The sequence below is a fragment of the Sediminibacterium sp. FW305-C-49 genome (assembly GCF_058231085.1).
The window spans coordinates 414,486-441,303 of sequence record NZ_JBIQXS010000002.1; the positions used below are offsets into that span (position 1 = coordinate 414,486).

The window sequence follows — 26,818 nt, forward strand, 5'->3', positions numbered from 1 at the left end:
ATGACCGGGTTACCGTTTGATGTTAACAATATTTTCTCTGTTTCGACCGGTCAGTTCGACACAGCCTGCATGGCTGTTTTCCGTTATCAGTATCAATTCAACCCTATTTATCAGAAATGGTGTGATATAATCGGTAAAACACCTGCTACTGTGGAGACACCCGGAGAGATTCCATCGTTGCCTGTATCATTTTTTAAGCAGGAGACGATTCTCACACAATATCCGGCTACCCATTATTTTGAAAGCAGTGGTACCACCCAAACCCAGAACAGCCGCCACTGGGTGCCAGACCTGGATTTGTACCGTCGAAGTTTTAACAAAGCTTTCGAACGCTTTTACGGTTCTGTTACCGACTGGTGTATACTGGCTTTGTTACCGGCTTACCTGGAGCGCCGGCATTCATCGCTGGTGATGATGGCAGATGAACTGATTAGGGATAGTAAACACCCACAAAGCGGTTTTTACCTGTACGATCATGAAAGGTTAAACAATACGCTGGCCCTGCTTGAAAAAAGTGGACAGAAAACACTTTTGCTGGGTGTAACATTTGCCCTGCTCGATTTTGCTGAAAGCTTTCCTCAGCAGTTGAAGCATACCATCGTCATGGAAACCGGGGGGATGAAGGGAAGACGAAAAGAAATGACGCGTAACGAAGTACACGGTATACTGAGCAACAAACTGGGCGTACATGCAGTACACTCAGAATACGGGATGACCGAATTATTGAGTCAGGCCTATTCAAAGGGAGAGGGGTTGTTTGAATGTCCGCCCTGGATGAAAATACTGGTTCGTGATGAAGAGGATCCACTGAGTCCGGGTACGATTGGAAGAGGGGTTATACAGGTAATCGATCTGGCCAATGTGTATAGCTGTTCTTTTATTACTACGGAAGATCTGGGGCAGGTTTATCCGGATGGCTGTTTTGAGGTATGGGGCCGACTGGATAACAGTGATATCAGGGGTTGCAGCCTCATGGTCGTATAGAATATTGCTATGTAAAATTTACTTTGGCAAATAGGGGTGTTTGCCATTATATTTGCAGCCCTGAAACCAGTAACCCATATTAAATTGGGTTCAAGATCACTGCCCAGGTGGCGAAATTGGTAGACGCACTGTGTTCAGGTCGCAGCGCCTTCACGGGTGTGCTGGTTCGAATCCAGTCCTGGGCACTTTTTAGAGACGGTCTTGGCCGTCTCTTTTTTTTGATCTTGTATAAAGATTGCCATTGCTTGTTCAGCATTCCAAAAGAGCAAAAAAACAACTATCTTGATAGAGCAATCATACAAGTTGTAAAAGGGTCAATGAAAATAGCCAGATACCTTTTTATTATTCTCCTGTTAACCGGCAATAGCTGGTCAGCTTGTGCTGCGGGCGATACTTTGCGTGTACAACTGAAATGGTGGCATCAGTTTCAGTTTGCTGGTTATTATGCGGCTGAAATCAAAGGTTATTATCAGCAGGAAGGTTTGAAAGTGAAACTGATACCCGGAGATCCTCAACATGCACCGGTTCCGGAAGTGTTATCCGGGAGAGCTGATTTTGGTATTACCGGCTCCGATTTGGTAGTAAATTATGCGAAAGGTGATCCGCTGATTGCTTTGGGGGCTATTTTCCAGCACTCACCTTATACCATTCTTTCTTTAAAAGAGAAAAATATTCATGTACCATCAGATCTTGTTGGCAAGAAACTAATGGCTTCACAGGACCAGGGTTGGACGGAGCTGAAAGCCGTATTTCTCAAAGAAGGTATTGATCCCGATTCTTTAAAACTGATTTCACATTCATGGAATAATTCAGATTTGGTGGATGGAAAGGCAGATGCTATTTCAGCATATATATCAGTTGAGATCAACCAATTGAGGAAAATGGGCGTGGAACCATCCTATATTCTACCCATTAATTATGGGATTGATTTTTACGGTGATATATTGTTTACCCGAAAAGTGATGGCCGATGCTGATCCTGTATCAATCAGCAAATTCAGGAAGGCAAGCTTTGCAGGTTGGGAATATGCTTTATCGCACACCGCAGAATTAGCTGATTTTATTTTAACACTTCCAGGTGTAAAAGAAAGAGGGGTAACCAAAGATGACCTCCTTGTGGAAGCGGAAGCCATGCGTAAACTGATTCTTCCCGATCTGGTTGAAATTGGTCACATGAACGAAGGCAGGTGGCGACATATTACCGATGTTCATCAAAAACTCGGCATCATCGAAAAACAACCCGATCTGACAGGTTTTTTATACGACGGAACAAAAAAAGTGTCTTCCAAATACCTAAGAAATGCAGCGTATGTATTGATAGCAATCTTGATGTTGTTACTGGTTTCCGTTCTGTATGGATTTTCATTGCGTAAAGCTGTAAGAAAAAGAACAGAAGAACTGGAGAGAGAAATAGCTGAAAGGGCAAACGCACAGCGTTTACTCATTATCAGTGAGCAGCGGCTTGAGATGGCTACAGTGGCAGCAGGTTTGGGTATCTGGGACTGGGATATCAAAACTGGGCAGGTATATTTTAATGATCAATGGAAAATGATGTTAGGATATGCACCTGATGAATTACCAAACAATATTGAAACATTTGAAAAGCTCCTGCATCCGAATGAAAAAGAACAGCTGATGGCTTTGCTGCATCAACACCTGGAAGGCAAGAGTAGTGTATACCAGGAAATGATACGGATGCGCACAAAAGACAAAAGATGGAAATGGGTTTTAACCATGAGTAAGGCCAGTATGCGGGACGAAGAAGGCAAAGCAATCCGGTTGTCGGGCATACACCTTGATATTGATGATATCAAACAAAAAGAAATTGAATTAAAAGAATTGACGCAGGAGCTCATGCACAGTAATAATGAGTTACAGCAATTTGCCTACATAACTTCTCATAATTTACGTGCGCCGGTTGCCAATCTGATCAGCCTTCTCGGATTATTTGATCGTACTCATCTTTCAGAAAGAAATACGGTATTCCTTGAAAAAATGGGCATCAGCGTTGAGCGTTTGCATGCTACATTAAATGATCTTAATGAAATACTATCATCAAGGATCAATAAGGCCGACAGAGATGATCACCTCGTATTTGCGGAAGAACTCAGCAAAGTGAAAGAACTTATTTCTGAAGAAATCAGGTTAAAAGAAGTGGTCATTCAGAGCGATTTTTCAAAAGTGCCTGAAATATTTTTCTCCCGGAAAGTGATACATAGTATTTTATTGAACCTGCTAACCAATGCCATTAAATACAGAAGACCGGGTGTACCACCTGTTATTCAGATTTACACGGAAGAAGACGGGGATTATGTAATACTATATGTAAAGGATAACGGCCTGGGAATTGACATGGAAAAATTTGGCAACAAAATATTTGGGCTCTATCAGCGTTTTCATGATAATAAAGACGGTAAAGGACTTGGTTTATATATTATCAAAAACCAGATTGAAGCATTGGAAGGAAAAATAGCCGTAGAAAGTATCGTGAACAAAGGCACCATGTTTCATGTGTTCTTGAAGAAAAAAAAGAGATTATATGAGTAGTGAGCCATATCATATTTTACTGGTTGATGATGATGATGTCACCAATTTTCTCAGCAGGGAAATGTTGCGGTTGTATATGGACGCCCCTAAAATTGATATTGCGTTAAATGGTCAGGAGGCGGTAGACTACCTGCTTGAAAGATCCGGTGAACCGGCCCGTCTTCCTAATCTTATTTTACTGGATATCAATATGCCGATAATGGATGGCTGGGATTTTCTGGCAGAATTCGACAAAATCAAGCGACCTGGATTTGAAAAAATCAATATTGTCATGTTTACCTCTTCTGTTTATTATGAGGACATTGACCGAGCCCGAACTTATGCGTCGGTGAGAAATATTTATTCAAAGCCACTGGATGAACAGAAGATCAGAGAAATTATTGCATCCAATCCCTGATCGCAGCATAATCAGTATGTTTTTTTTAATTATATGATTTATGTATTTTTCATAATTGATTGATTTTAATAGACTTTCCTATCTATTTGACATCAGCACCTCAAATCGATTGTTTAAAATTCAGTGTTTTTAACGGTATAATTCAGTGAATAAAACAGAGGATTCGCCTGCAAGCGAATGTATCTTGCACTCAGTAAATGATTCGAGAGGATTATTTCGCCATTATCCAGAAAAACCAAGAAAAATGTAATAATACGTTATTACATTTTTTCCATCGATCCAATTTCCTTTAGTATACAGAATCCTATATTCTACTGTAGAAACCAAGAGAATGGGGCAATTAGTTGCCCCATTCTCTATTTCAGACCCATTCTACACAAAAACTTTGGTGAATTAAGTATCGCAATAATTTAGTAATTTTCAGAAGGTAGTTGCTCCGGTCAGATTCAATTTTTATGTGTAATGAACCTTAATCAACCTGGTGTATCTGATTCATCTATACCTTTTAAAATATATAAGGGGAATAAAACAATAAAGCAGTATATAATTGCGTGTATAGTATATATTAGTGGCTTGTATAGCATAACTGATTTCTATTTCAACTGACTGACTAAAGGGAACTTAAATGAGAATATTGATTGCAGACGATCATAGCCTTATACGTGAGGGATTGCGGAAGATTTTATTGGAATCACTTCCCTTCGCTGAAGTGCATGATGTAGCTGATTCCGCGGATCTTTTTAAAAAAGCGATCAGTGAAAAATGGGATATCATTATCTCCGATATCAGTATGCCTGGTTATTCAGGAATTGAAATACTCAAACAAATCAAAGAGCACGCACCCAATACACCAGTATTGATGCTTAGCATGCATACTCCCGAACAATATGCGGTTCGCGCTATTAAGGCTGGTGCATCGGGTTATCTTACAAAAGAAAGTGCACCTTATGAACTCGTGAAAGCAGTACAGCAAATACTCAGTGGCAGAAAATATATTACAAGTGAGGTTGCAGAAGTATTAGCAGGTTCGCTGGAACAAAAAGACCAGCGCGCACCACACGAACAGTTATCAGATCGTGAATTTGAGGTATTTAAGATGATTGTTATGGGTAAAAGTATTTCTGAAATTGGTGAAATACTTTCGCTCAATGTAAATACCATCAGCACTTACAGAGCGAGGATCATGGATAAAATGAAATTGCATAACAATGCAGATCTCGTAAAATATGCTATCCAGAATAACCTGGTTTAATCCTTTTTAGCGAATACCAGCTACTGTGTAGTGATATAACTACAATTATTTCACAGGTCGTGTTATTGTAAGTCTTCAAAACAGAGGGGTTCTTTGTATAGAAATCAGGCTTTCCCCCCCTACTACTGGTTGTTTAATATAAATTCCACTATCCTTATTTAAAATCCATTTCAGTTTGGTGATATACCAATGTAAATGTATTTATCCTAGAAGAACCTTATAGTGATTAGCTATAAGAGCTTTGTGGCTTTAACCCTGCAAAGCTCTTTAAAATGATTATTCTAATGATGCCGTTATCCATTATGGTGGACAAAGCACTTAAAATATTACTGGTAGACGATTCTGAGTTTATCCTTCAACGTATTCAACATTTGTTGGAAGGAATGGACCGGGTTAAAGAAGTGCGAACTGCTACAAGCGCCGAAGAGGCAGATGAATGGATTGAGTCATTCAATCCATCACTTATTTTTTTAGACATCAACCTGCCCGGTAAGAACGGATTGCAGATGTTAAAAGACATACGCAGTAAAACTACAATTGACCCAACCATTGTCATTCTTACAAACAACACATTATCTGGTTACAGAACAGAATGTATGCAGGCTGGTGCTGATTATTTTCTTGATAAGGCCAAAGATTTTTCCTCTATACCCGATATCATTCATCAAACTTCTGAGAAACTCATTTCCAATTCCAGGTTCAACTAGTTTAGCAGTGTTATTCCTAAATTCCTAGTGCGGTTTTTAAACGGGTATATCCCGATTTACTTACAGGTAATCTTACACCAATACTGAGTATCGCTAAATGCCCGTCTTTTTCATAAGGGTCAATCCTGCTGATGAGATGCACATTCACCATATATGATCTGTGTATGCGTATGAAATGAGCAGCATCCATTTTTTGTTCAAAAAATTGCATGGTTTTGTTTTTCAGGAAAACACCTTCTGCGGTATGAATTTTTACATAATCATCAGCCGCTTCAAAGTATTGGACTTGCGCCGTAGGAATGATTTTGATTTTGCCATTGTCTTTCAGTACAATCCTGTTTTGCTGCTGTGCTGTATTGGAAACGGTATCAAGTAAGTCGCTGGTCCTGTTATGCTGTAATTGTTTTTCAGTTGAGTTCCATTTATCCATTGCTTTTATGAATCGCTCTTTGCTGAAGGGTTTCAGCAAATAATCGATAGCGTGGGCCTCAAAAGCTTTGATAGCAAATTCTTCAAATGCTGTGGCGAAAATGACCGCAGGTGGATTTTCAATCAATTCAAGCATTTCAAAACCGTTGATCTTGGGCATTTGTATATCTAAAATCACCAGGTCGGGCTGATGTTGCTGAATGGCTTTAACGCCTTCAAAACCGTCGCCGCATTCCTGTATCACTTCAATATCAGGATACGCCTGCAGGTATTCTTTTACAATGCTTCTGGCAAGCGGCTCGTCATCAATGATGATTAGTTTCATGCGTTCATTTTTATTGATTGTAGTTACATGGAATTCGCCAATGAATAATTTCCTTGCTGTTATATTTTGGTATGGCTCATTTCATGGTTGTATTGAGGGATAAGAATATAAGTGGTAAATAATTGATCTGTCTTATTGGTACGTATCAGATCCTGTCTGGCATATAATAAATACAATCTTCTTGCAATAGAAGCCAGTCCAAAGCCTGTACCCTGGGTAGCAATGGTAGTAGACGGGTCATATGGGTTTTCAATCATGATCTCCAGCATCTCTCTTTTTGTTCCATCAGCTTTGATCCTGATCAGTACTTCATCCGTGGTATCGTATAAGCCAAACTTTATCGCATTTTCAACCACTGGTTGCAGTAATAAAACAGGTATCTGCATAAGCGCAGCCTGTTCATCTATTTCAAGATTTGTTTGCAGCCTGTGTCCAAAACGTACTTTTTCGATATCGAGGTACAGTTGTAAATGATGTATTTCTTCCTGTAAACTAACCTGCTGGTGCTCTTCTTTTTTGAGCGTGCCCCTTAAAAAATCAGATAACTGCTGAATCATATGCCGGGCTTTCTCAGGTTGTGAGCCAGCGAGTGCACTGATAGAGTTGAGGCTGTTAAACAAAAAATGTGGTTGCAGTTGCTGACGTAGTTTTAATAATTCAGCATCTTTAGAAATTTTTTCTGCTTCCTCTTTCCGCTGTTCATTTTCCTGTTGTTCCAATAAAGTGTACCACAATAAACTGATCATCGACATACACCCGATCATCAGAAAACCCGTGATGTATCTGATGTAAAACGATTGACGCAGAAGTGTTACATAAACATCATCTTCTTTAAACCAGAATTTAAGAATGGTTCTCACCAAAAAAAGATAGAGACTGCTCAGTACAAGGCTGATAATAAGTATGTACCAGTATCTTTCCTTTCTTGGGAGGTAGTATTTCATATTATTTACTACCAGTAAACAAAAACAGGCCAATAAAAAATTCGAAGTAAATGCATCGGCCATTGATTGTAACAGACTGATCTGGTACTCCTGCAATACCCAGATATGTACAATGGTCCATACCAGCCACCAGGTAATAAAAGCCAAATAAAAACTTCGTCCTTTTGTAATGGGTGTTACCATAGGTTAGAGTGCTTGCAGAAACTGATCTGTACAAGTCGATAACAAATATCCTGCTTTTAACCGAACATCACGCTGGTACCTGTCAGCATCGTTTGGCAAACATAGTTGCGACAATACTTCTGCGCCATCAATCAATTGGTTTAGTTTATACAGTTCAGTTACATCCATGAAATACCAGTTGATCTGGTGAATGGTATGCTCATCAGCAATAAGTTGTTCCTGTTGACCAATTTGCTGTGCCTTATGAAAAGCATGAAGCAGATCATCGGCCTGAACCAGTCGCAGTTGCTCATCAAATTGAATGTTACCGGGATCAGATGGAGACTGAAACCTGTAAACGAGTTTTGCCAGGAACCATTCCATAAACAAGGTTTTGAATGGGTTGATTAATAGCTTTTGATTTCAATACCGCCGAATACGGATGTGCCACTCAGGATCAATACTTTGTCCGGATCGAATTTGCTGCCCGGAAGCAGGTTGCGTTTATCTTCTATACCGGCAAATACCGCTACTGTTTCTGAACGCACTTCCCAGTTTGGCGGAACCACCAGTTTGGCGCCACCAAAAACGATGGTTACTTCCAGAAAAACAGGCCCCTGTATATCGGCTTGTGAGAGATTGATCTGTGATCCACCCATAAAACAAACCACTTCACCACCCTTGAAATTTTTGGACGTCACCATTTTCTTCACTTCTCCAAAAACAGAAGTACTGTCGATCCGGTCCTCAGATGAAGGAGGAAATTCATTTTCATTTTCGTCCTTTTGTTTGGGTTTGAAATTGAAGAGAGGATCCTGGCTTAGTGAACTCATTTTCGGACGGAAGATGAATAATATACCAATTCCAATAATGAGACCAGGCCAGAGAAAACGGCGGATTTCCACATCTTTAATCAGCTCATCAGACAAAAAGAATAGTCCAACTGCAATCATGATAATCCATGAAACACCCCTGAATTTTACTTTAATACCAGATATTATACCTACCAGTACTATGATGGCCGACCAGTCGTACAACCAGGAAGGAATGTATACGCCCACTCTTTTCAGGAGTATAACTGCACCCACCAGGATTAAAATGATACCAGTGTAAAAACGATCATTTTGGCTTTTTATATCGAAACCTCTGTTTCTCATTGTTTATAATTTTCAACAAAACTATGCAGGCGCGATAAGGCGTAAAAGCAGAATTAGGTTATGAGATACAAAAGGGCGGTAAACGACGGGAAATGGTCGGTAAATGAATCGGGGTCTGTTTTACTGAGTGGGTTCACCGGCGCTTTTAGACTGCCAGCCAATCAGGAGTACACCAATAATAACAAGGATAGTACCAAAGATTTGTTCGGCGATAATAGATTCACCCAGGAAAAAATGAGCCTGTAAAATGGTAGACACAGGGCCTATGCTGGTAATGATCGCCACATTGTTACTGCCAATTTTTTTCATACCTACGCTCATCATAAACGAAGGTAAAACAGTTGCAACAATGGCAAGTGCAATACCATAACCAGCCAATGTTGTATCTATTTGAAAAGCGGTAGCAGGTTGCTGAAGAAGGTAATGAATAAAAATACCTGCAGTAGCTGTAAGCATTGCATAAGCCGTATAGCGGGTGGCACCCACACTGTTAACCAGCCTGCCCGTACCAACGAGGTAAAAAGAATAGGTAATGGCACACAAAAAAATCATGAAAGAGCCGTAAAAAAATTGCGGACCATATTGTGCTGATCGTATTTCTCCCCAATAAGCAATACCAATACCGATATAGGTTAGTACAAGAGCAATCACCTGTACCTTACTCAGTTTTGTTTTAAAATAAAATGTATTGATAAGTACGGCAAATGTTGGGTAGAGAAAAAGAATCAGTCGCTCCAAACCCGCTGAAACATATTGCAGACCAATAAAATCGAAAAGGCTACTCAGGTAATAACCAAAAATGCCCATCAGCATAATCCATATCCATTGTTTTTTTGTGAGTGCTTTTACCTGGTCTTTACGACCGGCAATCCATGCTGCAACTATATAAAAAGGGAGGGAGAACAGCATCCGCAAACTCAGTAATGTAAGCGCATCAACTTTTGTTTCCTGAAAAGCCAGCTTTACAAATATGGCTTTGGTAGAAAAAAATATGGCACCACCAATGGTAATGAGAAAACCAAGCAGACTTATTTTTTGGATCTGGTTGTTCACTTTTGATGGGTTATGGTCCATAGTTTATAGTCCATAGACTATAAACTATGGACTAACTATTATACACTCACATTGAAATCTCTCAATGCATCATTCAGGCTGGTTTTGAGATCGGTGCTGGCTTTGCGTTGACCAATGATAAGGGCACAACTTACCTGGTACTCGCCTGCATTGAATTTCTTGGTGTAGCTGCCTGGTATTACCACGCTTCTCGCTGGAACGCGACCTTTGTATTCAACAGGCTCAGCTCCGCTTACATCAATGATCTTGGTGGATTGTGTTAATACCACATTGGCACCCAATACAGCTTCTTTTTCAACTACCACACCCTCAACTACAATACACCTGCTGCCAATAAAACAACCGTCTTCAATAATTACAGGGCTGGCCTGCAGGGGTTCTAGTACACCACCAATACCTACACCACCACTCAGGTGAACGCCTTTACCAATCTGTGCACAGCTTCCTACAGTGGCCCATGTATCAACCATAGTACCTTCATCTACATAGGCGCCAATATTTACATAACTGGGCATGAGTACCACATTTTTAGCTATGTATGCACCATAACGTGCAACTGCATGTGGAACAGCTCTTACGCCCAGCTCTTTATAATTCGATTTCAGTAACATTTTGTCATAGAACTCAAAGGGAGGGATATTCCAGGTCTGCATTTGCTGGATGCCAAAATACATGAGGATAGCCTGTTTTACCCATTCATTTACTACCCATTTACCCTCTTCAGGCGAAGCTACTCGCAGACGCCCTTTATCTACTTCTTCAATAACGGCTCTAACAGCATCACTGTGTTTGCTGGCTTGTAAGAGTTCCCTGTTCAACCAGGCTTCTTCGATCAATGTTTTCAGTTCCATAACCATAAAATTTTTGCAAACATACAGGTTCATGACAAAGGTTGTATGATCGGCAGCATATTCGCTACAATTTGTACATTGCAACTGCGATGCTTCCATTTCAAAGCGATATTGATGCCTGCCTGGAAACACTGGAGAAAGGCGGTCTGATTCTCTATCCCACCGATACCATCTGGGGAATAGGCTGTGATGCAACAAACCCCGATGCCGTTGAAAAAATATTTCAGCTCAAACAAAGGTCTGCTCATAAAGCCATGATTGTATTGGTAGCTGATGAAAGAGATATTCTTCAATATGTAACACAACCCGATTTACAGGTGTTTGATTATGTAAAAGGAGTATCGGGCCCTATCACCGTTATTTATGACGGAGCCATTGGGCTGGCCGATGCTTTGCTGGGTGAAGATGGGTCAGCAGGTATCCGCATTACAACAGACCATTTTTGTAAGCACCTCATTAAAAGGTTCAGAAAGCCATTGGTAAGTACCTCCGCCAATATTTCGGGCTATCCTGCGCCTCAATCGTTCCAGGACATTGATCCCCTGATTAAGGAAGGGGTAGATTATGTGGTAAGGTACAGGCAGGCCGATGAAAACTACTATAAACCCTCCTCCGTGATAAAATGGGATAAAAATGGTGTTCTGACCATTATACGCCCATAATTGTGCATAACCCTGTGCGAAAATCGATTTTTCTGTTAATTACTTGTAGTTGAGCTAATTAGACCTTATTTGATACGATGTGGCAGGAATTTTGTTGAACTTATAGTTGTATTTGTTGTAATTAAATGCAAACTTAAAGTAAGAAAAGAACTGCAATGGCACGCGTAATCCTGGATGTACCAAATGATAAAATGCAGCCTTTTTTAAAGGCTATCCTCAACCTGGGGCTGGATCGTCATGCCATCAGCTCAAATAAGCCAGTAAGACGTACACTTTCTTCCCGCAACAGAAAAAATATACTCAAACATCTTTCCGGTAGTTTCTTACTCTTCGACTGGGAATTTTTCAGCAATGAGCTGGAATATGAATAGTCTTATTTCAAAAAGAAAGCTTTATAGTAGTTTTGTTAGATGCAGCGTATCCTGGTTATTCAAACTGCTTTTATTGGCGATGTTGTACTCGCAACAGGATTATTGGAAAAAATACACCAGCATTTTCCCGATGCCGTTATCGACATGGTAGTAAGGAAAGGTAATGAAGGTTTATTTACAGCACATCCTTTTTTGGAAACTATTCATATTTGGGATAAAAGGAAAAACAAATACAAACATTTACTCCAACTCCTTTTTTCCATCCGGAAAAAGAAATACGATATAGTAGTCAATGTGCAGCGTTATACGGCTACTGGTTTTTTAACAGCTTTCTCAGCAGCAAAAAAGACCATCGGGTTTGATAAAAATCCACTGAGTTTTTTGTTTACAGAGGTCATCAAGCATGATTTTTCAGGTGAAGGAGATGCTGTGCATGAAATACAAAGAAACCATGCACTGATTCGTTCTATTACGGATGAACAGGCTGCCAAACCCAGGTTATATCCTTCAAAATCAGATGAAGAACAGGTAGCTGTTTATCAAACCCAGCCATATATCTGTATTGCACCTGCTTCTGTCTGGTTTACCAAACAATATCCTGCAGAACGCTGGATAACCTTAATCAGGCAATTGCCAGCAAAATACAGGATCTATTTATTGGGGGCACCGGGAGACAAATCGCTGTGCAAATCCATAAAAGACCAATGTAATCGGGAAGTAATAAATCTTGCCGGTGAACTTTCGTTTTTAGCATCGGCTGCATTGATGAAAAAAGCGGTAATGAATTATGTGAATGATTCAGCACCCATGCATTTTGCATCTGCGGTAAATGCACCGGTAACTGCCGTGTACTGCTCTACCATACCAGCATTTGGATATGGCCCACTTTCCGATCAGTCATTTATGGTGGAAGCACCAGTGGCGTTAGATTGCAGACCCTGTGGATTTCATGGGCATGCACAATGTCCGCAGACACATTTCAATTGTGCCATGCAGATTCGGGTGGAACAATTGCTGGAAACACTTCCAACCACTTAAAACAGGAAAGGAATTACATTTGCAGCACATGGATATTGTTTGTACCGATAAGGAATCCCATATTTTTGAAACCATTGCCAAAGCAGCGGCATCACTCAACCTGCCCTGCTATCTCATTGGTGGTTTTGTGCGCGATAAACTGATAGGGCGTGCAACAAAAGATATCGATATTGTTTGTATTGGAGATGGTATTGCCCTGGCTCATGCAGTAGCCGGGTATTTCAAACCCAAACCACATGTTTCTTATTTTAAAACATTTGGCACGGCGCAAATAAAAATTGATGATCTCGAGATAGAATTTGTTGGTGCAAGAAAAGAGAGTTATACCGATAATAGCCGTAAACCAGATGTGTTACCCGGCACAATTGAAGACGACCAGAACCGACGTGATTTTACGATCAATGCATTGGCTATTAGTTTGAATGCTGCTGATTATGGAACATTGATCGATCCCTTCAATGGCAGACAGGCGCTTGACGATAAGATCATTGTAACACCGTTGGAGCCTTCGCAGACTTTTAGCGATGATCCATTGCGAATGATGAGGGCCATTCGTTTTGCGTCACAACTCAATTATACCATAGTTCCAGAAACACTGGCTGCTATTGAAAGCAATGTACACCGAATCAGTATTGTTTCGCAGGAACGTATTACCGATGAACTGAATAAAATAATGTTGTGTAAAAAGCCATCTGTTGGATGGGACCTTTTATTCAGAACAAAATTGTTACAGAAGATATTCCCCCAGATGGTTGAGTTATATGGGGCGGCTTATATTGATGGAATAGGGCATAAAGATAATTTCTACCATACCCTCCAGGTACTTGATAATATTGCAGAACATACAGATGATCTCTGGTTACGGTGGGCAGCTTTACTGCATGATATTGGTAAACCGGCTACCAAACGTTTTGAAGAGGGGCATGGCTGGACTTTTCATGGGCATGAAGTAGTAGGGGCGAGAATGGTTCCAAAAATATTTGCCAAACTGAAATTACCACTAAATGAAAAGATGAAACAGGTGCAAAAGCTGGTATTGCTGCATTTGCGCCCGATAAGTCTTACAAAAGAAAATATTACCGACAGCGCTATCCGCCGTTTGTTGTTTGATGCGGGTGAAGATATTGATGCGCTGATGCTATTGTGTTCGGCTGATATAACCAGCAAAAACAAATCCAAAGTAAAAAGATACCTGCAAAATTTTGAGCTGGTAAAACAACGATTGGCTGAAGTGGAAGATGCCGATAGGATCAGGAACTGGCAGCCACCGATTACGGGAGAAGTCATTATGCAGACATTTGGGTTAACCCCCGGACGGCAGGTAGGCATTATCAAAGATGCCATAAGGGAGGCGATCCTGGATGGCATTATCCCGAATGAATATGGGGCGGCAAGGGCATTTATGCTCGAGAAAGGGGCAGAACTGAACTTGCAGGCGGTAGAATAAATTGTATTTTAGCGTTCCGGATAGTACCAGATACTATCTTATTGATCAATAAAAGTATAAGCATACAGAATGGCGGTTTTAAAATTTCGGATTTACCTGGAAGAAGACGATGCGGTTTACCGTGATATTGTTATCAAACACACACAGCATTTTATCGATCTGCATTTTGCCATTCTGAAAGCATATGAGTTCGATCAGAAACACCAGGCCACATTTTTCCGTAGCAACGATAACTGGCAGCGTGGCCGTGAAATCAGTTTTGAAAAATACGACAAGACCTATGTGGCAGAACCATTATTGATGGCTGATACTACCATAGGGAGCGAGATCAGGGATACCAACCAGAAATTTGTATACCTCTATGATTTTGCCAAAAACTGGGTATTCCTGGTAGAACTCATCAATGTAAGTAAGGAAGAGAATGCCAAACTCAATTACCCTGCTGTATCAAGGGTAGAAGGTATCGGCCCGCAACAATATGGCACCAAGAGTTTACTGGGCGATAAGTTTGCGGATATAGAAGAGAAATACGATCTGACTGAAGCTGCAGATGGTTTCGGTGAAGAAGGAGAAGAGGGAGAAACAGACGCAGACGATACTGAAACGGAAGAAACCAACGAAGAAGAATTTTAATCATTTCTTTTCATAACTCCGGATTAAATGTGGAGTTATGAAAATGTTCAATATTTTATTTTGTCTTCACGCACCGTTATAATTATAGCCGGTCCCACTGCAGTCGGTAAAACGGCCGTAGCTATACAATTGGCACAACAGTTCAATACAGCAATTATTTCAGCCGATTCCAGACAATGTTATCGCGAGATGAATATTGGTGTAGCCAGACCTTCACCGGAAGAATTAGCGGCTGCACCACATCATTTTATAGCTTCTCATTCTATACAGGAAGATGTAAATGCTGGTGTTTTTGAACAATTTGCATTGGCCAAGATAGAAGCACTATTTGCTGCTCACCCGGTTGTTATCATGACCGGCGGCACAGGGCTTTATATAAAAGCATTCTGTGAAGGCATAGATGAAATGCCATCCATTCCAACTGTCATCAGGGAAGAAATTATTCATGCGTATAAAAAAAACGGGTTACTATGGTTACAGGAACAGGTGCAGCAAAAAGATCCCGTTTTCTGGCAAACTGCTGAACAACATAATCCGCAACGGCTGATGCGTGCGCTGGAATTTGTAGAAGCCACCGGAAAATCGATCAGCTTATTCCGGGCAGGAAAAAAAGCAGAGCGATCATTTCATATCATTAAGATAGGGCTTGAAATGCCAAGAGCATTGTTGAATGAGCGCATCAATCAAAGAGTAGATATCATGATGCAGTCGGGATTATTGGAAGAAGTGAAAAGCCTGTTTTCATTCCGTCACCTGAATGCCCTGCAAACAGTAGGTTACCAGGAAATATTTGAGTATATGGAAGGGAAAACAGATTTGAACAGGGCAGTGGAATTGATTAAACAACATACACGCCAATACGCCAAACGACAGATGACATGGTTTAAAAAAGACAACAGCATTCATTGGGTGAATGCTGTTGAAAAGATGGAAGAGCAGATCAAAGCTGTTCTTCAGTTATATCAGTTATAATGATGTCAGAACTTGAAACCAAAAGTCAACATCAGATTTCCTCTTGATCCGGTTTGTTCTGCAAAAGTGTTGGGTTTGTCATTCAATCTGTAAGCAAACTGAACATCGCGATTAAATGCGTGTGCATAGCCGAGGTCGATAAAAATACCTTTATTTCGGTAACCCAATCCGCCAGTAGCCATAATACGATGTGCTTTTAATTCACTGTCTTTATATGGACTTCCATAATAAGCACCACCCAGACGGAACATAACGGTGTGAAATTTCAGTTCACCGCCTAAACGGAAATTGATATTGCCTTTATACGTGTCTTTGATCACACTGTTCAGCATATTATAATAACTCACCAGCGCCTGGTCATTTTCATCTTCCGCAGAAAATCTTGATCCACGATAGTTTACATACTCAAGATCGGCACTGATAAAAGCCCTTTGTCTGCGGGTATCTTTAATTTCTCTGAATACATAACTGGCACTCACTATAGCACGCCATGGAGTAATAAGACTGTAATTGCTGTTACCCGGATTGCCGCTGTTCAGGTTGTCGCTTTTCTCTGAACGTAAGCCTGCATAGGTTTCTGTATTGGCTGTCATCGATGCACGTACCCGATCTTTAAAACTGATAAACTGTGGTGTATGAATGGCAAAGCCAATACGCCAGTAATCTTTGGGTTTATAAATGGTACCAATTTTAGCACCCAAACCCACGCCACGGGAAGTGAAATTTTCTTTGAATTCAAAATAACTGAACTGGTTATTCGGATCATTGGTAGCATCGGTTTCCCTGTATACCAAATCCCTCGTGTAAGAGATAACAGGAATGGTAAGACTACCACCCACATATAATTTGTCTTCCATGTTACCCGCCACTCCCAATGCTATTTCATGGTAACCTCCACGGGTAGTGGCATCGTAATGTTGGTTCACGCCTGTTGAAATGGGAACAAGACTTTGGTAACCGATAAAATTACCGGAAGCATTGTTGGCGGTGTCAATTAAGAATGTTCTGAATGCAAGAGAAGAACCAAAAATATAATTGCTTAATGCGGCATTGGTATCGGCCAGATCTCGTGTAAGTTCTTCGAGGTATTGTTCGGAGAAAGAACTCATGTTATTAAAACCTTTGAACTGTATCCTGTTATTGTAACTCGCTAACTGGTTAACAGAAATGGCGAAAGCACTGCTGGTCCATTTTCTGTTTTTCTTGTAATTACTACTCAGGATAAGACCCGATGCTCCGTAGCCAAAATTGTTTTTATTGTTGAGTGTATCTGAACCACGGTACTTGAATTTGTTATTGTTGAATAAGAAACCGGGTGATAAAACAAATTCATTGGTTTTAAACAAACCCAGACCTGCAGGGTTTACGTGGTTAGCGGTAATTTCTCCGCCTAATGATCCCATTACGCCACCTGTAGCAACGTTTCTAGCAGAACCATTTTGATTGAACCAGGCCATTCTTAGAGAATAATCCGGGTTTTGTGCTGTAGCAGAGAAGGTAATCAGTAGGGCGATAAAGGGTAGATATGATTTCATATTACAATGCGTTTGGGTATAGGTTTAGTAATGGTGCTTTGCACCTTGCTGTTATTGATGCTTCCAACGAAATATGGATTAATTGCCTCTGCCACCTCTTCCAGAGCTGGAGCTGCTTCCTGTACTTTTAACCCCTCCACTGTTTCCACCTGCATTACTGCTTGGTGTAGCGGTTGAGCCTGAACTGGTATTAGTGAAGCTTCTTACAGGTCTGTCAACTGAAGTTCCTGATGAAGAACCATTACTTCCCCCAGTAAATACTCTTTTCAGCAGGTTGCCAAAACTGTTATTGTTACCACCGGTATTTACAAAGGAGCCGGTTTTAGGATTGTAATACCCCTGATTATTATTGTTAAAACCTTTGGTATTTCTGTAAGCAGCCAGATTGCTACCCGATGTACTGCCGGTATAAAATTTAGGAGAAGCATATACAATTACCGTATACATAGGATTATTCCAGCCCCAGCCATAACCCAGACCTAACTGTGGTCTCCATCCCCCATAACCTAATCCGAGATTCCATGGATTATTCCATGTATATGTGTTCCAGTTATTGTATGGGTTGATGCAGTTGAAATCGTAACGGCTATTGTACCAGTAATCAAAATCATCAATACCAGACCAGCGGTTTCTGTTGGCCACTTTCATACGGAGGTAACGATCGTCTTGACTACTGATGTATTCTTCATAACGCTCCTGCTGTTCTTTGGCCTTGTCTTCTTCTCTTCTGCTCACGCCTTCACGGGCTGGTGAATAATAAACATCATCCGGTGTTTGCCCCGACTGGTAAGCCGTTGAGCAGCCGGACAATAGTCCGATGGTGAGTAATGAGCTGAGTAATGTTGTTTTCATAACTGAGGATTGACAAGGTTATATAATGTGAAGTTACATACATTTGCGCTGTTGTAAGCTTCATATGATTTGCGGCAATTAGTTTGCCAACTAACATCTGTAAGCAATGTATTTTGTTAAGAGAATTATAATATTTTATGAGTAAGGAAATCACTTCCCGGGAGCAGGACTATTCACAATGGTATAATGACCTTGTTTTAAAAGGAAGTCTGGCCGACTATAGTGCCGTTCGTGGTTGTATGGTTATCAAGCCATATGGTTTTGCCCTTTGGGAGAATATGCGCGATGTATTGGACCGTATGTTTAAGGAAACAGGGCACCAGAACGCTTATTTCCCTTTATTCATACCTAAGAGTCTGTTTGAAGCTGAAGAGAAGAATGCCGAAGGTTTTGCCAAGGAATGTGCAGTGGTAACGCATTATCGGTTAAAAACGGATCCCAACAATAAGGGAAAGCTTATTGTAGATCCGGAAGCCAGGCTTGAAGAAGAACTGGTAGTACGTCCAACAAGCGAAGCCATTATCTGGAATACATATAAAGGCTGGATACAATCGTATCGCGACCTGCCCATCCTTGTAAACCAGTGGGCCAATGTGGTTCGCTGGGAAATGCGTACACGTTTGTTTTTGCGTACAGCAGAGTTTTTATGGCAGGAAGGTCACACCGCACATGCAACCAAAGATGAAGCGATTGAAGAAACAGTAAAAATGCTGGATGTATATGCCGATTTTGTAGAGAACTGGATGGCTGTACCAGTTATTAAAGGTGTAAAAACACCCAATGAACGTTTTGCAGGTGCAGAAGATACCTATTGTATTGAAGCCATGATGCAGGATGGGAAAGCATTACAGGCAGGAACATCACATTTCCTGGGTCAGAATTTTGCCAAAGCATTCGATGTAAAATTCAGTGATAAAAACAACAAGCTCGAATATGTATGGGCTACCAGTTGGGGGGTGAGCACCAGATTGATTGGGGCACTGGTAATGGCACACAGCGATGATGATGGATTGATATTACCTCCAAGAATTGCCCCTATACAGGTAGTAATTGTGCCTATTTATAAAGGTGAAGAACAGAAAGCGAGAATAGATGAACGTGCTCGCCAGTTAATGGCCGAACTGAAAGCATTGGGTGTTACTGTGAAGTATGACGACAATGACAATACCCGACCCGGATGGAAATTTGCAGAATATGAAATGAAAGGGGTACCTGTTCGTATAGCTTTGGGCTTACGTGATCTGGAAAACAATGTGGCAGAAGTAGCCAGAAGAGATACCAAAGAAAAAAATACTGTATCACTTGATGGTCTTTCAACACATATCAAACAGTTACTCGAAGATATTCAGCAGAATATTTATAACAAGGCAAAACAATTTAGAGACGAACATATTACGCCGGCCAATAGCTGGGATGAATTTGTGGAATTACTCGATGGTAAGGGTGGCTTTATTGCTGCACATTGGGATGGAACCGCAGAAACTGAAGAGAAAATCAAAGAATTGACCAAAGCAACCATTCGTTGTATTCCTTTGAATAATACACCGGAAGAAGGTACTTGTATCTTAACAGGTAAACCATCTGTACAACGGGTATTATTTGCGAGGGCATATTAAATTAATAGCATTTAACTAGACCCGAGCAGCTTTCATGAAGCAAAAAGAAATACATCCCACCTTACAACCTTATCTCGACGGGAAAGTGATTTTATTGGATAAACCCATCAACTGGACTTCTTTTGATGTGGTCAAAAAAGTGCGTATTCTTACAAGGATATCCAAAGTAGGTCATGCTGGAACACTCGATCCACTGGCAACTGGATTGCTCATTGTATGTACCGGTAAATTCACCAAAAAGATCAATGAGTATATGGGTATGGAAAAAGAGTACACAGGTACTTTTACATTGGGAGCTACCACCGCTACTTACGATCTCGAGTCAACTCCTGAAAATATAAGGGATTACGCATATTTAACAGATGAGCAAATTCATGCAGCCACTTTACAGTTTACAGGTCCGATTATGCAGGTTCCGCCAGCACATTCAGCCATTAAAAAAGATGGCAAACCTGTTTATCTGGCAGCACGGAAAGGTCTGGAAGTAAAGCTGGAGCCACGTCCTGTGACCATTCATTCTTTTGTAATTGAAAAAATTGAATTACCTGTCGTGCATTTCAGAGTTGTATGTTCAACCGGAACCTATATCAGGAGTCTGGCACATGATTTTGGTGCAGCCTTAGGTGTAGGCGGTTATATGAGCAGCTTACGCAGAACACGTATTGGGGTATTCGAAGTAACAGATGCCGACGATCTTGTGTCTTTTGAAAAAACAATTGATGCATTGAAAACCGGATCATCAGAAGGGTAAGCCGATACCAAATTGCAGGGCTACATTTTTTACTTTCAACCCATTTGCTCTTGTTTCGGACCACACAAAATCTTTCAAGCTCATCCATCCGCCATTGGCACTTCTTGCGGGGTCTTTAACACGATATGCTACATCGAAACGTATAAGGAAATAAGAAAAATCGAATCGTAAACCTGTACCAATACCAATGGCAAGATCTCTGCCGAGATTGCTGATCGAAAATCTCGATTCAGGATCCTGTGCATTTCTTTTCAAATTCCAGATATTACCGATATCAGCAAATACAGCACTGCCTATTTTGAAAGAACCAAGCGATGCGAGCTGAAAACGGTATTCAATATTTGTTTCCAGTTGCATATCACCAAAACGGTCGCGGTAGCTGCTGATTACTGTATCACTAAAAACAGAACTTCCTAAACCTAACTGGCGCAATCCCCATGCACGCATACTGTAAGGCCCTCCGACAATAAATTGTTTAAAGAATGGGAGTGTTCTGCCGATGGTTGGATCGTTACTGTAATTATACCCGAACCCTGCAAATGCCCGATAGGCCAGTTCTGATTTAAGATACTGTACTCTCTGTCTGTATTCTGCTTCTGTTTTAATATAACGATAAATATTGTTTTTTAAACCAGGCAGTAAGCCAAATAAGCCGCCTGCTTCTTCAATACCAATTCGCAGGTAATGACTTTTGTTCCTGTTTTTAGGACTAATGGTGGTTCTGATAAAAGATAAACTCTGACTTACAATATTGCCTTCGTTAAACGATGCCTGTAAAAAAGGATTGTTTTTAATGAGGCTGTCGAGACCAGGTAATCTTTTAATACCATACAATTCAACATTCAGTGGTTTATACAACCATACATGATCCCCGTTTTTAACGGGTTTACGCCATTCGTATCCAATACTGGCTGTAAAAGAAGTGATGTTATAATAACTTTTTCGGTCTATATAGGAACTGCTCAGTGTGAATAAGGTTTTCTTATTCTCAAGGTTACGCAGCGAGCGCCAGTTGCCAAAAGGGGTAAGAATGCGTGGTAATATATAAGTATGACTTCCACTCAATAAAAAGGTTTGTAAAAGAGGGTTGTCCTGGCTCAGAAGATTTAGTTCCACACCGGCTCTTACTACAGACTGTTGTTGAACAGCCTGTCGCCACCTGTTTCTATTGGTATAACTGAGATTGGTTGAAATACCCAATGTGTTACCTGCAATTACATCCCCCGAATTTCTGCTTCCTTCCAGTTCTGCTGCCAGTGTTTGTTTGATGGCAGGTACCAAAAGAATATGCATATCAAGTGTATCATTGTCGCGTACACGCAAAATGGCATCGGCCTGTTGCCATGCGCCAAGCTGACCAAGCCTGTTGATAGTTTTATAATAATCGGCCTCATTGTATTTCTGACCTCTGCTCAGGTAAGTATGTTCACGCATAGGTCTGAAACGAAACAATCCTTTGTTGTACTTCATAATACCACTCCGGAATGTGTCTGTTTTAAAATCTTTCCTGCGGATCACACTGTCAGGAATATCTGCTATTCCCGTTTCAGGATAATAGTAAATATTTCCCATACTAAACTGACGAAGCTTGCTTGAGTCGAATATGGGTCTGTGCGTTAGGTTTATATCCCATGTTGGATTATCTCTCCTTCTTTTGGCCGACTGTGCAATAATTTCTGCCTGTCTAAAAGGGTCAAGCGTGAGGGGTAATAATTTGGTATCCAGTGTGTCAACCACAGCAATCAGATCGTCTCTGTTGAAATTATAGTATCCGTTCTGACGGAATAAATTCGTAAGCCTGTCGAGCTCATCACTGATAATCTGCTTTGTATAAGGCTTTCCTTTTTTTAAAAAACTTTCTGAGGTATTGGTTAATACGAGTGACTGTAATGTTGAATCTGAAAAATCATAAGAAACAGAATCGATACTGATGTTTTTCCCAACGGTGATATTCATAAACACATTGGCTCGTAGTTGTGTTTTAACAGTGTCAATTGAGACAGAATCTTTTAACCCACTATAAAAATATCCCTGACTATTCAGGTAAGCATTCATAAAGTTGATGGAGCGCCCAAGATTACTGCTATCGAATACAGGTGGGTTAATAAGCCTGTTTCGAAGAAGCCCCAGATATTTCTGAACGGTTCTGACCTGAAGACTATCTTCCCAATAATTCTGTAGTTCGGTTATTAGTCGTTTTTTCTCATCTTTGGGAAGCGTGTCGAGGATATTGATCTTATTACTGTAAACAAATGGTCTGTTTTCGGGATAATTGATCACTTTGATACGTTGCTGTTGAGAACAGGAGCTGAAAAGACCTGTAAACAGAAAAGCTGTTATAATAAATGCCAGTGAACCTCTTTTTCCGATCAAACGCATAGTAGATGTTAAGCAAGAATGAGCTCAAATATATCCAATCTTTATGCCAGAAAAAACAAAGGTCGGCTGAACGGCTATTCCTGGCAGAAGGAGTAAAACTGGCAGGTGAATTATTGGAATCGGGGTACCCGGTAAAAAGTATCTACGCTGTAGAGGAGTGGGAAGCACCTCGTACGAATGTCCCCATCACCCGGATTTCCGCTCTTGAACTGGGGAAAATCAGCACATTACAAACCCCCAACCAGGTGCTGCTGATCGCAGAGCAGCAGGAGCCGGGTCGTGAACCTGAACTGAAAAATCATTTTACACTGGTATTAGATGGTATACAGGACCCCGGGAACCTGGGTACTATCATACGCATTGCAGACTGGTTTGGGATAGACCAGATTATTGCCAGTAAGGATACCGTAGAACTGTATAATCCCAAAGTGATACAGTCAACCATGGGCAGTTTCCTGCGTGTTAAAATATGGTACCGCGATCTGGAAACGGTATTGGCACAAAAAGAAGTGCCGGTATACGGAGCCTTGTTGAATGGAATATCCATGTATACGACTGCTTCACCCAAAGAAGGAATATTAGTGATCGGCAATGAATCAAAAGGTATCCGCGAAACAATCCTTCCATTCATCAGTCATGCCATCACCATACCCAGAATAGGGAAGGCCGAATCGCTGAATGCTGCCGTGGCCACTGGCATACTTCTTTCACAACTAAGATCGCCGAAAAGCTGATCTACCTGAATTGGATGGCTTTTACCGGACTTATTTTTCTTACTAAAATGGAAGGCAGTAATAGTGCAGCATAACAAACCATTGCTGTTCCTGCGATCACTGCAAGCACCTGCCACCAGATGATTTCCATAGGGGCCTGCGATACATAATAAGAAGCTTCGTCCAGACTGATAAAACCGGTAAGCTGTTGCAGAAAGCAAATACCTATTCCCAGGAATGCTCCCAGACCAATACCTGTAACGGTAATGACCGACGCATGGTAAAGAAATATTTTCTGGATGGTCCAGTTGCTGGCACCCAGCGCTTTTAATACACCAATCATTCTTGTTCTTTCCAGAATGAGGATGAGTAAACAGGTGATGAGGTTGATGATGGCTACTGCCGACATCACAATAAAAATTACATCCCTGTTCACGTCCTGTATATCGAGCCAGTCGAAAATGTTGGGGTACACTTCACGAATGGTTCTGCTCATCCATTCAACAGGTAGGGTTGCAGATAGCATTTTACTGATGCTGTCCATCTGTTTATAATCATCCACAAAAATTTCATAACCACCGCTCTGGTCATCTCTCCAATCATTGATTCTCCTGATCAGTCTGAGGTCGCCCATAATGAAAAGTTTATCATACTCTTCAATGCCGGTTTTATAAATACCTTTTACAAGTAGCTTTCGATAGGTGCGGCTATCATCGATGGAAGAAACAAAATGTACTTTAACGGTATCATTTACTGCAATATTCAATTGGCTGGCCAGTGCTTTTGAAAGGATGATCTCTTTACTGTAACCACTGTCTGCAAAATTGATCCAGCTACCACTTTGCATAAATGGTTTGAGTGTGCTGCTGTCGTAACCCGCGTCAATCCCTTTTATCAATACACCTTCAATCTCATTTTTGTTTTCTATTACGGCCGACTTGGTAGCAAAATTCTGCACCCTGATCACGCCGGGCTGTATGCTGATGGTTTTCCGGATGGCACTATCCATGGTTAAGGGCGTTTCCTCGGCAATTAGCGATTTGCCCGCTTCATATTTCTGTACCCTTATATGTCCCCAGAAACTGAAAACTTTACCTGAAACAGTTTGTTGAAATCCGTTTACAAAAGCCAGTGTAACAATCATGGCCATTACACTAAGTGTGGTGGCTGCAATGGACAGGCGAATGATAAAGCGCGAAAAAGAATGTTGATGGTTAAAGGCAATTCTTTTAGCTATGTCGAAGGAAAGTCCCAAATGGCATGATTTTGGTAAAAATACGAACTGCGCATGAATGATCGGAACTAATAACGTCGGTGTTTCTGTATTGTATTATCTTGTATTCAGTTGAACCTTATTCAAGAGCTATGAATGGTCGTCTTTTTATATTGTCATTTGTTTTATTCCTGCATGATGCGGTGGCACAACGACAACCCGATCGTGTTTACATGGAAGGTATCAGAACAGTAAAGCTGTTTCAGCAGAATGACCAGCAGTCGATACCGCTGATCAGGCTGGGCAGTACCGATCAACTGGAGCTGCATTTTGATGATATGGCAGCCTATCCCCGGAACTTCTTTTATACCTACCAATTGTGCAATGCCGACTGGTCACCAGCTTTATTGAATCCCTTTGATTATATCCGTGGTTTTGTACAGAATCGGTTATCACAATACCGCATGTCGTCTATTGCACTCACCCGTTATATACATTACCAGACTCTTTTGCCTGAACGAAGTGCGGTACCTACCAAGAGCGGCAATTATCTGTTAAAAGTGTTCCTGGATGGAGATACATCCAAGCTGGCTTTTACCAAACGTATTATGGTAGTTGATGATAAAGTAGGAATCGGGGCAAGACTATCTCAACCATTTAATAACAGTCTTATACGCACCCATCAGAAATTACAGGTAACAGTGGCTACAAAAGACCTGAATGTGATGAGTCCACAGCAGCAGACCAAACTTGTTATTATCCAGAACAACAGATGGGATGATGCAGCAACAGGATTACAACCTGCTTTTATTCGCAACAATATGCTGGAGTATAATGGTGAACAGGATGCATTGTTCCCGGCAGGTAAAGAATACCGTTGGGCCGATCTTCGGAGCTTTCGTTTTTCAAGCGACCGGATCGACCGGATTGATAAAAACACACAACCCAATCATATCTATATCAAACCCGATCTGGTAAGAAACGACACGCGTTATGCTTTTTTTAACGACAGGAACGGATGGAATGAAATCAGTACCACAGAATCCATCAATCCCTGGTGGCAGGGCGATTATGCTTTTGTAGATTTTATGTTAATGCCACCCAATGCAAAACCATTTGCGGGAAAAGATGTGTTTATTACGGGAGAATTTACGGGTAACCAGGCGGGCGATAGTTCATTAATGGAGTTTGATACTGAAAAGGGGATCTATAAAAAAACACTTTTTCTGAAACAGGGTTATTACAGTTATAACTATGTAACAAAAGATAAAAACCGGGTCACAACAAAATCAGATCCCGCATTAACGGAAGGTAATTATTGGGAAACAGAAAATGAATACCTGATATTATTTTATTTCCGACCACTTAGCAGCCGACATGATGAACTGGTGGGTATTACCAGGTTGAATTCAAGAAATTTCGGTAGCGGATTTTAAACCTCATATATAACAAACAACTCCGCTAAACTCCACTTCTCCCTTTCTCTTTGTTAAATCCGTTCAGCAAATTTGTGTGCATGTTCAACGCGAGACATTTTTTAACAAAGAGAAGGGGAGAAGAGGGGTCGATTAATTTTCAGGGGGATTAAAATATGCGAATTGGCGGCTAATATATTTACACTCACAGGGTTAAATGGTGAAATGCCGGTTCAATAAAGCAAAAAATTAGGGAAAATAAGTGTCAACCCTTACTTTTGCACCGGCAGGTCTTACACGACCAGCTCCTGCTGAACCTCCCCAGGGCAGGAATGCAGCAAGGATAAGCGGTTGTAGCGGTGCGATGTGAGTAGCCTGCCATTTTTTTCCCCT

At 40.9% G+C, this 26,818-nt stretch carries 25 protein-coding genes, 1 tRNA gene and 1 other RNA gene; 17 read left to right on the forward strand and 10 right to left on the reverse strand.

Features of this window, described 5'->3' with window-relative positions:
- The 6 genes from ACH3Z1_RS09215 (at window position 1) to ACH3Z1_RS09240 (ending at window position 5,886) form a co-directional block, all read left to right on the forward strand.
- Entirely contained in the window at window positions 1-984 is a 984-nt protein-coding gene (locus ACH3Z1_RS09215; protein ID WP_490821637.1) for a long-chain-fatty-acid--protein ligase, read from the forward strand.
- 101 nt (window positions 985-1,085) lie between these two features.
- A tRNA-Leu gene (locus tag ACH3Z1_RS09220) sits at window positions 1,086-1,169 on the forward strand.
- A gap of 132 nt (window positions 1,170-1,301) precedes the next feature.
- Complete coding sequence (locus tag ACH3Z1_RS09225; RefSeq protein ID WP_490821638.1) at window positions 1,302-3,530, forward strand: ABC transporter substrate-binding protein; 2,229 nt, start codon at window positions 1,302-1,304, stop codon at window positions 3,528-3,530.
- Window positions 3,523-3,927: a response regulator gene (locus ACH3Z1_RS09230; protein WP_490821639.1), complete on the forward strand. Its 405-nt coding sequence runs from the start codon at window positions 3,523-3,525 to the stop codon at window positions 3,925-3,927. The genes ACH3Z1_RS09225 and ACH3Z1_RS09230 overlap by 8 nt, the downstream gene beginning before the upstream one ends.
- Window positions 3,928-4,552: 625 nt before the next feature.
- On the forward strand, window positions 4,553-5,179 hold the full coding sequence (locus ACH3Z1_RS09235; protein ID WP_294994151.1) for a response regulator: 627 nt from the start codon (window positions 4,553-4,555) through the stop codon (window positions 5,177-5,179).
- A 272-nt stretch (window positions 5,180-5,451) separates the two neighbouring features.
- Window positions 5,452-5,886 carry a response regulator gene (locus ACH3Z1_RS09240; protein ID WP_490821640.1) on the forward strand — a complete coding sequence of 145 codons (435 nt, stop codon included), beginning with the start codon at window positions 5,452-5,454 and terminating at the stop codon, window positions 5,884-5,886.
- Between the two features lie 16 nt (window positions 5,887-5,902).
- On the opposite strand, the gene ACH3Z1_RS09245 is transcribed toward ACH3Z1_RS09240, so the two are convergent.
- The 6 genes from ACH3Z1_RS09245 to ACH3Z1_RS09270 all read right to left on the reverse strand — a co-directional run bounded on the left by ACH3Z1_RS09245 (window position 5,903) and on the right by ACH3Z1_RS09270 (window position 10,828).
- The gene (locus ACH3Z1_RS09245) at window positions 5,903-6,640 is read right to left on the reverse strand and encodes a LytR/AlgR family response regulator transcription factor (RefSeq protein ID WP_490821641.1); all 738 of its coding nucleotides are present in this window, start codon (window positions 6,638-6,640) and stop codon (window positions 5,903-5,905) included.
- 59 nt (window positions 6,641-6,699) lie between these two features.
- Window positions 6,700-7,767 (reverse strand): sensor histidine kinase, encoded by a 1,068-nt coding sequence (locus ACH3Z1_RS09250; protein WP_490821642.1) that lies wholly within the window; start codon window positions 7,765-7,767, stop codon window positions 6,700-6,702.
- 3 nt (window positions 7,768-7,770) lie between these two features.
- Window positions 7,771-8,130 (reverse strand): DUF4288 domain-containing protein, encoded by a 360-nt coding sequence (locus ACH3Z1_RS09255; protein ID WP_490821643.1) that lies wholly within the window; start codon window positions 8,128-8,130, stop codon window positions 7,771-7,773.
- 23 nt (window positions 8,131-8,153) lie between these two features.
- Window positions 8,154-8,903 carry a LiaF transmembrane domain-containing protein gene (locus tag ACH3Z1_RS09260; protein ID WP_490821644.1) on the reverse strand — a complete coding sequence of 250 codons (750 nt, stop codon included), beginning with the start codon at window positions 8,901-8,903 and terminating at the stop codon, window positions 8,154-8,156.
- Window positions 8,904-9,023: 120 nt separating this feature from the next.
- Entirely contained in the window at window positions 9,024-9,956 is a 933-nt protein-coding gene (locus ACH3Z1_RS09265) for a DMT family transporter (protein ID WP_490821645.1), read from the reverse strand.
- Window positions 9,957-10,015: 59 nt separating this feature from the next.
- The gene (locus tag ACH3Z1_RS09270) at window positions 10,016-10,828 is read right to left on the reverse strand and encodes a 2,3,4,5-tetrahydropyridine-2,6-dicarboxylate N-succinyltransferase (protein ID WP_490821646.1); all 813 of its coding nucleotides are present in this window, start codon (window positions 10,826-10,828) and stop codon (window positions 10,016-10,018) included.
- An 89-nt stretch (window positions 10,829-10,917) separates the two neighbouring features.
- Between ACH3Z1_RS09270 and ACH3Z1_RS09275 the strand changes: the two genes are divergently transcribed.
- The 6 genes from ACH3Z1_RS09275 (at window position 10,918) to miaA (ending at window position 15,951) form a co-directional block, all read left to right on the forward strand.
- The gene (locus tag ACH3Z1_RS09275; RefSeq protein WP_490821647.1) at window positions 10,918-11,490 is read left to right on the forward strand and encodes an L-threonylcarbamoyladenylate synthase; all 573 of its coding nucleotides are present in this window, start codon (window positions 10,918-10,920) and stop codon (window positions 11,488-11,490) included.
- A gap of 155 nt (window positions 11,491-11,645) precedes the next feature.
- Window positions 11,646-11,861: a hypothetical protein gene (locus ACH3Z1_RS09280; protein ID WP_490821648.1), complete on the forward strand. Its 216-nt coding sequence runs from the start codon at window positions 11,646-11,648 to the stop codon at window positions 11,859-11,861.
- A gap of 39 nt (window positions 11,862-11,900) precedes the next feature.
- Window positions 11,901-12,899 (forward strand): glycosyltransferase family 9 protein, encoded by a 999-nt coding sequence (locus tag ACH3Z1_RS09285; RefSeq protein WP_490821649.1) that lies wholly within the window; start codon window positions 11,901-11,903, stop codon window positions 12,897-12,899.
- A gap of 28 nt (window positions 12,900-12,927) precedes the next feature.
- Window positions 12,928-14,346 carry a CCA tRNA nucleotidyltransferase gene (locus ACH3Z1_RS09290; RefSeq protein WP_490821650.1) on the forward strand — a complete coding sequence of 473 codons (1,419 nt, stop codon included), beginning with the start codon at window positions 12,928-12,930 and terminating at the stop codon, window positions 14,344-14,346.
- A 69-nt stretch (window positions 14,347-14,415) separates the two neighbouring features.
- Window positions 14,416-14,979 (forward strand): IS1096 element passenger TnpR family protein, encoded by a 564-nt coding sequence (locus ACH3Z1_RS09295; protein WP_490821651.1) that lies wholly within the window; start codon window positions 14,416-14,418, stop codon window positions 14,977-14,979.
- A gap of 60 nt (window positions 14,980-15,039) precedes the next feature.
- The gene (gene miaA / locus ACH3Z1_RS09300; RefSeq protein WP_490821652.1) at window positions 15,040-15,951 is read left to right on the forward strand and encodes a tRNA (adenosine(37)-N6)-dimethylallyltransferase MiaA; all 912 of its coding nucleotides are present in this window, start codon (window positions 15,040-15,042) and stop codon (window positions 15,949-15,951) included.
- 5 nt (window positions 15,952-15,956) lie between these two features.
- On the opposite strand, the gene ACH3Z1_RS09305 is transcribed toward miaA, so the two are convergent.
- Entirely contained in the window at window positions 15,957-17,486 is a 1,530-nt protein-coding gene (locus ACH3Z1_RS09305; RefSeq protein WP_490821653.1) for an OmpP1/FadL family transporter, read from the reverse strand.
- A 78-nt stretch (window positions 17,487-17,564) separates the two neighbouring features.
- Window positions 17,565-18,338 (reverse strand): hypothetical protein, encoded by a 774-nt coding sequence (locus ACH3Z1_RS09310; protein ID WP_490821654.1) that lies wholly within the window; start codon window positions 18,336-18,338, stop codon window positions 17,565-17,567.
- A gap of 137 nt (window positions 18,339-18,475) precedes the next feature.
- On the opposite strand from ACH3Z1_RS09310, the gene proS reads away from it, so the two are divergent.
- Both proS and truB read left to right on the forward strand, forming a co-directional pair.
- Window positions 18,476-19,954, forward strand: coding sequence for a proline--tRNA ligase (proS, locus tag ACH3Z1_RS09315; RefSeq protein ID WP_490821655.1), 1,479 nt, complete (start codon window positions 18,476-18,478; stop codon window positions 19,952-19,954).
- Window positions 19,955-19,988: 34 nt separating this feature from the next.
- The gene (gene truB, locus ACH3Z1_RS09320) at window positions 19,989-20,705 is read left to right on the forward strand and encodes a tRNA pseudouridine(55) synthase TruB (protein ID WP_490821656.1); all 717 of its coding nucleotides are present in this window, start codon (window positions 19,989-19,991) and stop codon (window positions 20,703-20,705) included.
- On the opposite strand, the gene ACH3Z1_RS09325 is transcribed toward truB, so the two are convergent.
- A complete protein-coding gene (locus ACH3Z1_RS09325; protein WP_490821657.1) occupies window positions 20,694-23,084 on the reverse strand; it encodes a BamA/TamA family outer membrane protein in 2,391 nt (796 codons plus the stop codon). The genes truB and ACH3Z1_RS09325 overlap by 12 nt on opposite strands.
- A gap of 5 nt (window positions 23,085-23,089) precedes the next feature.
- On the opposite strand from ACH3Z1_RS09325, the gene ACH3Z1_RS09330 reads away from it, so the two are divergent.
- Window positions 23,090-23,818, forward strand: a complete 729-nt coding sequence (locus ACH3Z1_RS09330; RefSeq protein ID WP_490821658.1) for an RNA methyltransferase — start codon at window positions 23,090-23,092, stop codon at window positions 23,816-23,818.
- Between the two features lies 1 nt (window position 23,819).
- Here the strand turns inward: ACH3Z1_RS09330 and ACH3Z1_RS09335 are convergent, their stop codons facing one another.
- Window positions 23,820-25,052 carry an ABC transporter permease gene (locus ACH3Z1_RS09335; protein WP_490821659.1) on the reverse strand — a complete coding sequence of 411 codons (1,233 nt, stop codon included), beginning with the start codon at window positions 25,050-25,052 and terminating at the stop codon, window positions 23,820-23,822.
- A gap of 110 nt (window positions 25,053-25,162) precedes the next feature.
- On the opposite strand from ACH3Z1_RS09335, the gene ACH3Z1_RS09340 reads away from it, so the two are divergent.
- Together ACH3Z1_RS09340 and ffs are read left to right on the forward strand one after the other, a co-directional pair.
- Window positions 25,163-26,446: a type IX secretion system plug protein gene (locus ACH3Z1_RS09340; protein ID WP_490821660.1), complete on the forward strand. Its 1,284-nt coding sequence runs from the start codon at window positions 25,163-25,165 to the stop codon at window positions 26,444-26,446.
- A 263-nt stretch (window positions 26,447-26,709) separates the two neighbouring features.
- Window positions 26,710-26,809: signal recognition particle sRNA small type (gene ffs / locus ACH3Z1_RS09345), an RNA gene on the forward strand.
- The last annotated feature ends 9 nt before the right edge of the window (window positions 26,810-26,818 follow it).

Excerpts from the sequence above, each read along its gene's own strand:
- ACH3Z1_RS09340 (WP_490821660.1), top strand. The coding sequence starts at position 25,163 with ATGAATGGTCGTCTTTTTATATTGTCATTTGTTTTATTCCTGCATGAT.
- ACH3Z1_RS09295 (WP_490821651.1), top strand. The coding sequence starts at position 14,416 with ATGGCGGTTTTAAAATTTCGGATTTACCTGGAAGAAGACGATGCGGTT.
- proS (WP_490821655.1), top strand. The coding sequence starts at position 18,476 with ATGAGTAAGGAAATCACTTCCCGGGAGCAGGACTATTCACAATGGTAT.
- ACH3Z1_RS09260 (WP_490821644.1), bottom strand. The coding sequence starts at position 8,903 with ATGAGAAACAGAGGTTTCGATATAAAAAGCCAAAATGATCGTTTTTAC.
- ACH3Z1_RS09280 (WP_490821648.1), top strand. The coding sequence starts at position 11,646 with ATGGCACGCGTAATCCTGGATGTACCAAATGATAAAATGCAGCCTTTT.
- ACH3Z1_RS09325 (WP_490821657.1), bottom strand. The coding sequence starts at position 23,084 with ATGCGTTTGATCGGAAAAAGAGGTTCACTGGCATTTATTATAACAGCT.
- ACH3Z1_RS09330 (WP_490821658.1), top strand. The coding sequence starts at position 23,090 with ATGTTAAGCAAGAATGAGCTCAAATATATCCAATCTTTATGCCAGAAA.
- ACH3Z1_RS09240 (WP_490821640.1), top strand. The coding sequence starts at position 5,452 with ATGATTATTCTAATGATGCCGTTATCCATTATGGTGGACAAAGCACTT.
- ACH3Z1_RS09225 (WP_490821638.1), top strand. The coding sequence starts at position 1,302 with ATGAAAATAGCCAGATACCTTTTTATTATTCTCCTGTTAACCGGCAAT.
- ACH3Z1_RS09215 (WP_490821637.1), top strand. The coding sequence starts at position 1 with ATGACCGGGTTACCGTTTGATGTTAACAATATTTTCTCTGTTTCGACC.
- ACH3Z1_RS09250 (WP_490821642.1), bottom strand. The coding sequence starts at position 7,767 with ATGGTAACACCCATTACAAAAGGACGAAGTTTTTATTTGGCTTTTATT.
- ACH3Z1_RS09255 (WP_490821643.1), bottom strand. The coding sequence starts at position 8,130 with ATGGAATGGTTCCTGGCAAAACTCGTTTACAGGTTTCAGTCTCCATCT.
- ACH3Z1_RS09305 (WP_490821653.1), bottom strand. The coding sequence starts at position 17,486 with ATGAAATCATATCTACCCTTTATCGCCCTACTGATTACCTTCTCTGCT.
- ACH3Z1_RS09285 (WP_490821649.1), top strand. The coding sequence starts at position 11,901 with ATGCAGCGTATCCTGGTTATTCAAACTGCTTTTATTGGCGATGTTGTA.
- ACH3Z1_RS09310 (WP_490821654.1), bottom strand. The coding sequence starts at position 18,338 with ATGAAAACAACATTACTCAGCTCATTACTCACCATCGGACTATTGTCC.
- ACH3Z1_RS09275 (WP_490821647.1), top strand. The coding sequence starts at position 10,918 with ATGCTTCCATTTCAAAGCGATATTGATGCCTGCCTGGAAACACTGGAG.
- ACH3Z1_RS09245 (WP_490821641.1), bottom strand. The coding sequence starts at position 6,640 with ATGAAACTAATCATCATTGATGACGAGCCGCTTGCCAGAAGCATTGTA.
- truB (WP_490821656.1), top strand. The coding sequence starts at position 19,989 with ATGAAGCAAAAAGAAATACATCCCACCTTACAACCTTATCTCGACGGG.
- ACH3Z1_RS09290 (WP_490821650.1), top strand. The coding sequence starts at position 12,928 with ATGGATATTGTTTGTACCGATAAGGAATCCCATATTTTTGAAACCATT.
- ACH3Z1_RS09230 (WP_490821639.1), top strand. The coding sequence starts at position 3,523 with ATGAGTAGTGAGCCATATCATATTTTACTGGTTGATGATGATGATGTC.
- ACH3Z1_RS09235 (WP_294994151.1), top strand. The coding sequence starts at position 4,553 with ATGAGAATATTGATTGCAGACGATCATAGCCTTATACGTGAGGGATTG.
- ACH3Z1_RS09270 (WP_490821646.1), bottom strand. The coding sequence starts at position 10,828 with ATGGAACTGAAAACATTGATCGAAGAAGCCTGGTTGAACAGGGAACTC.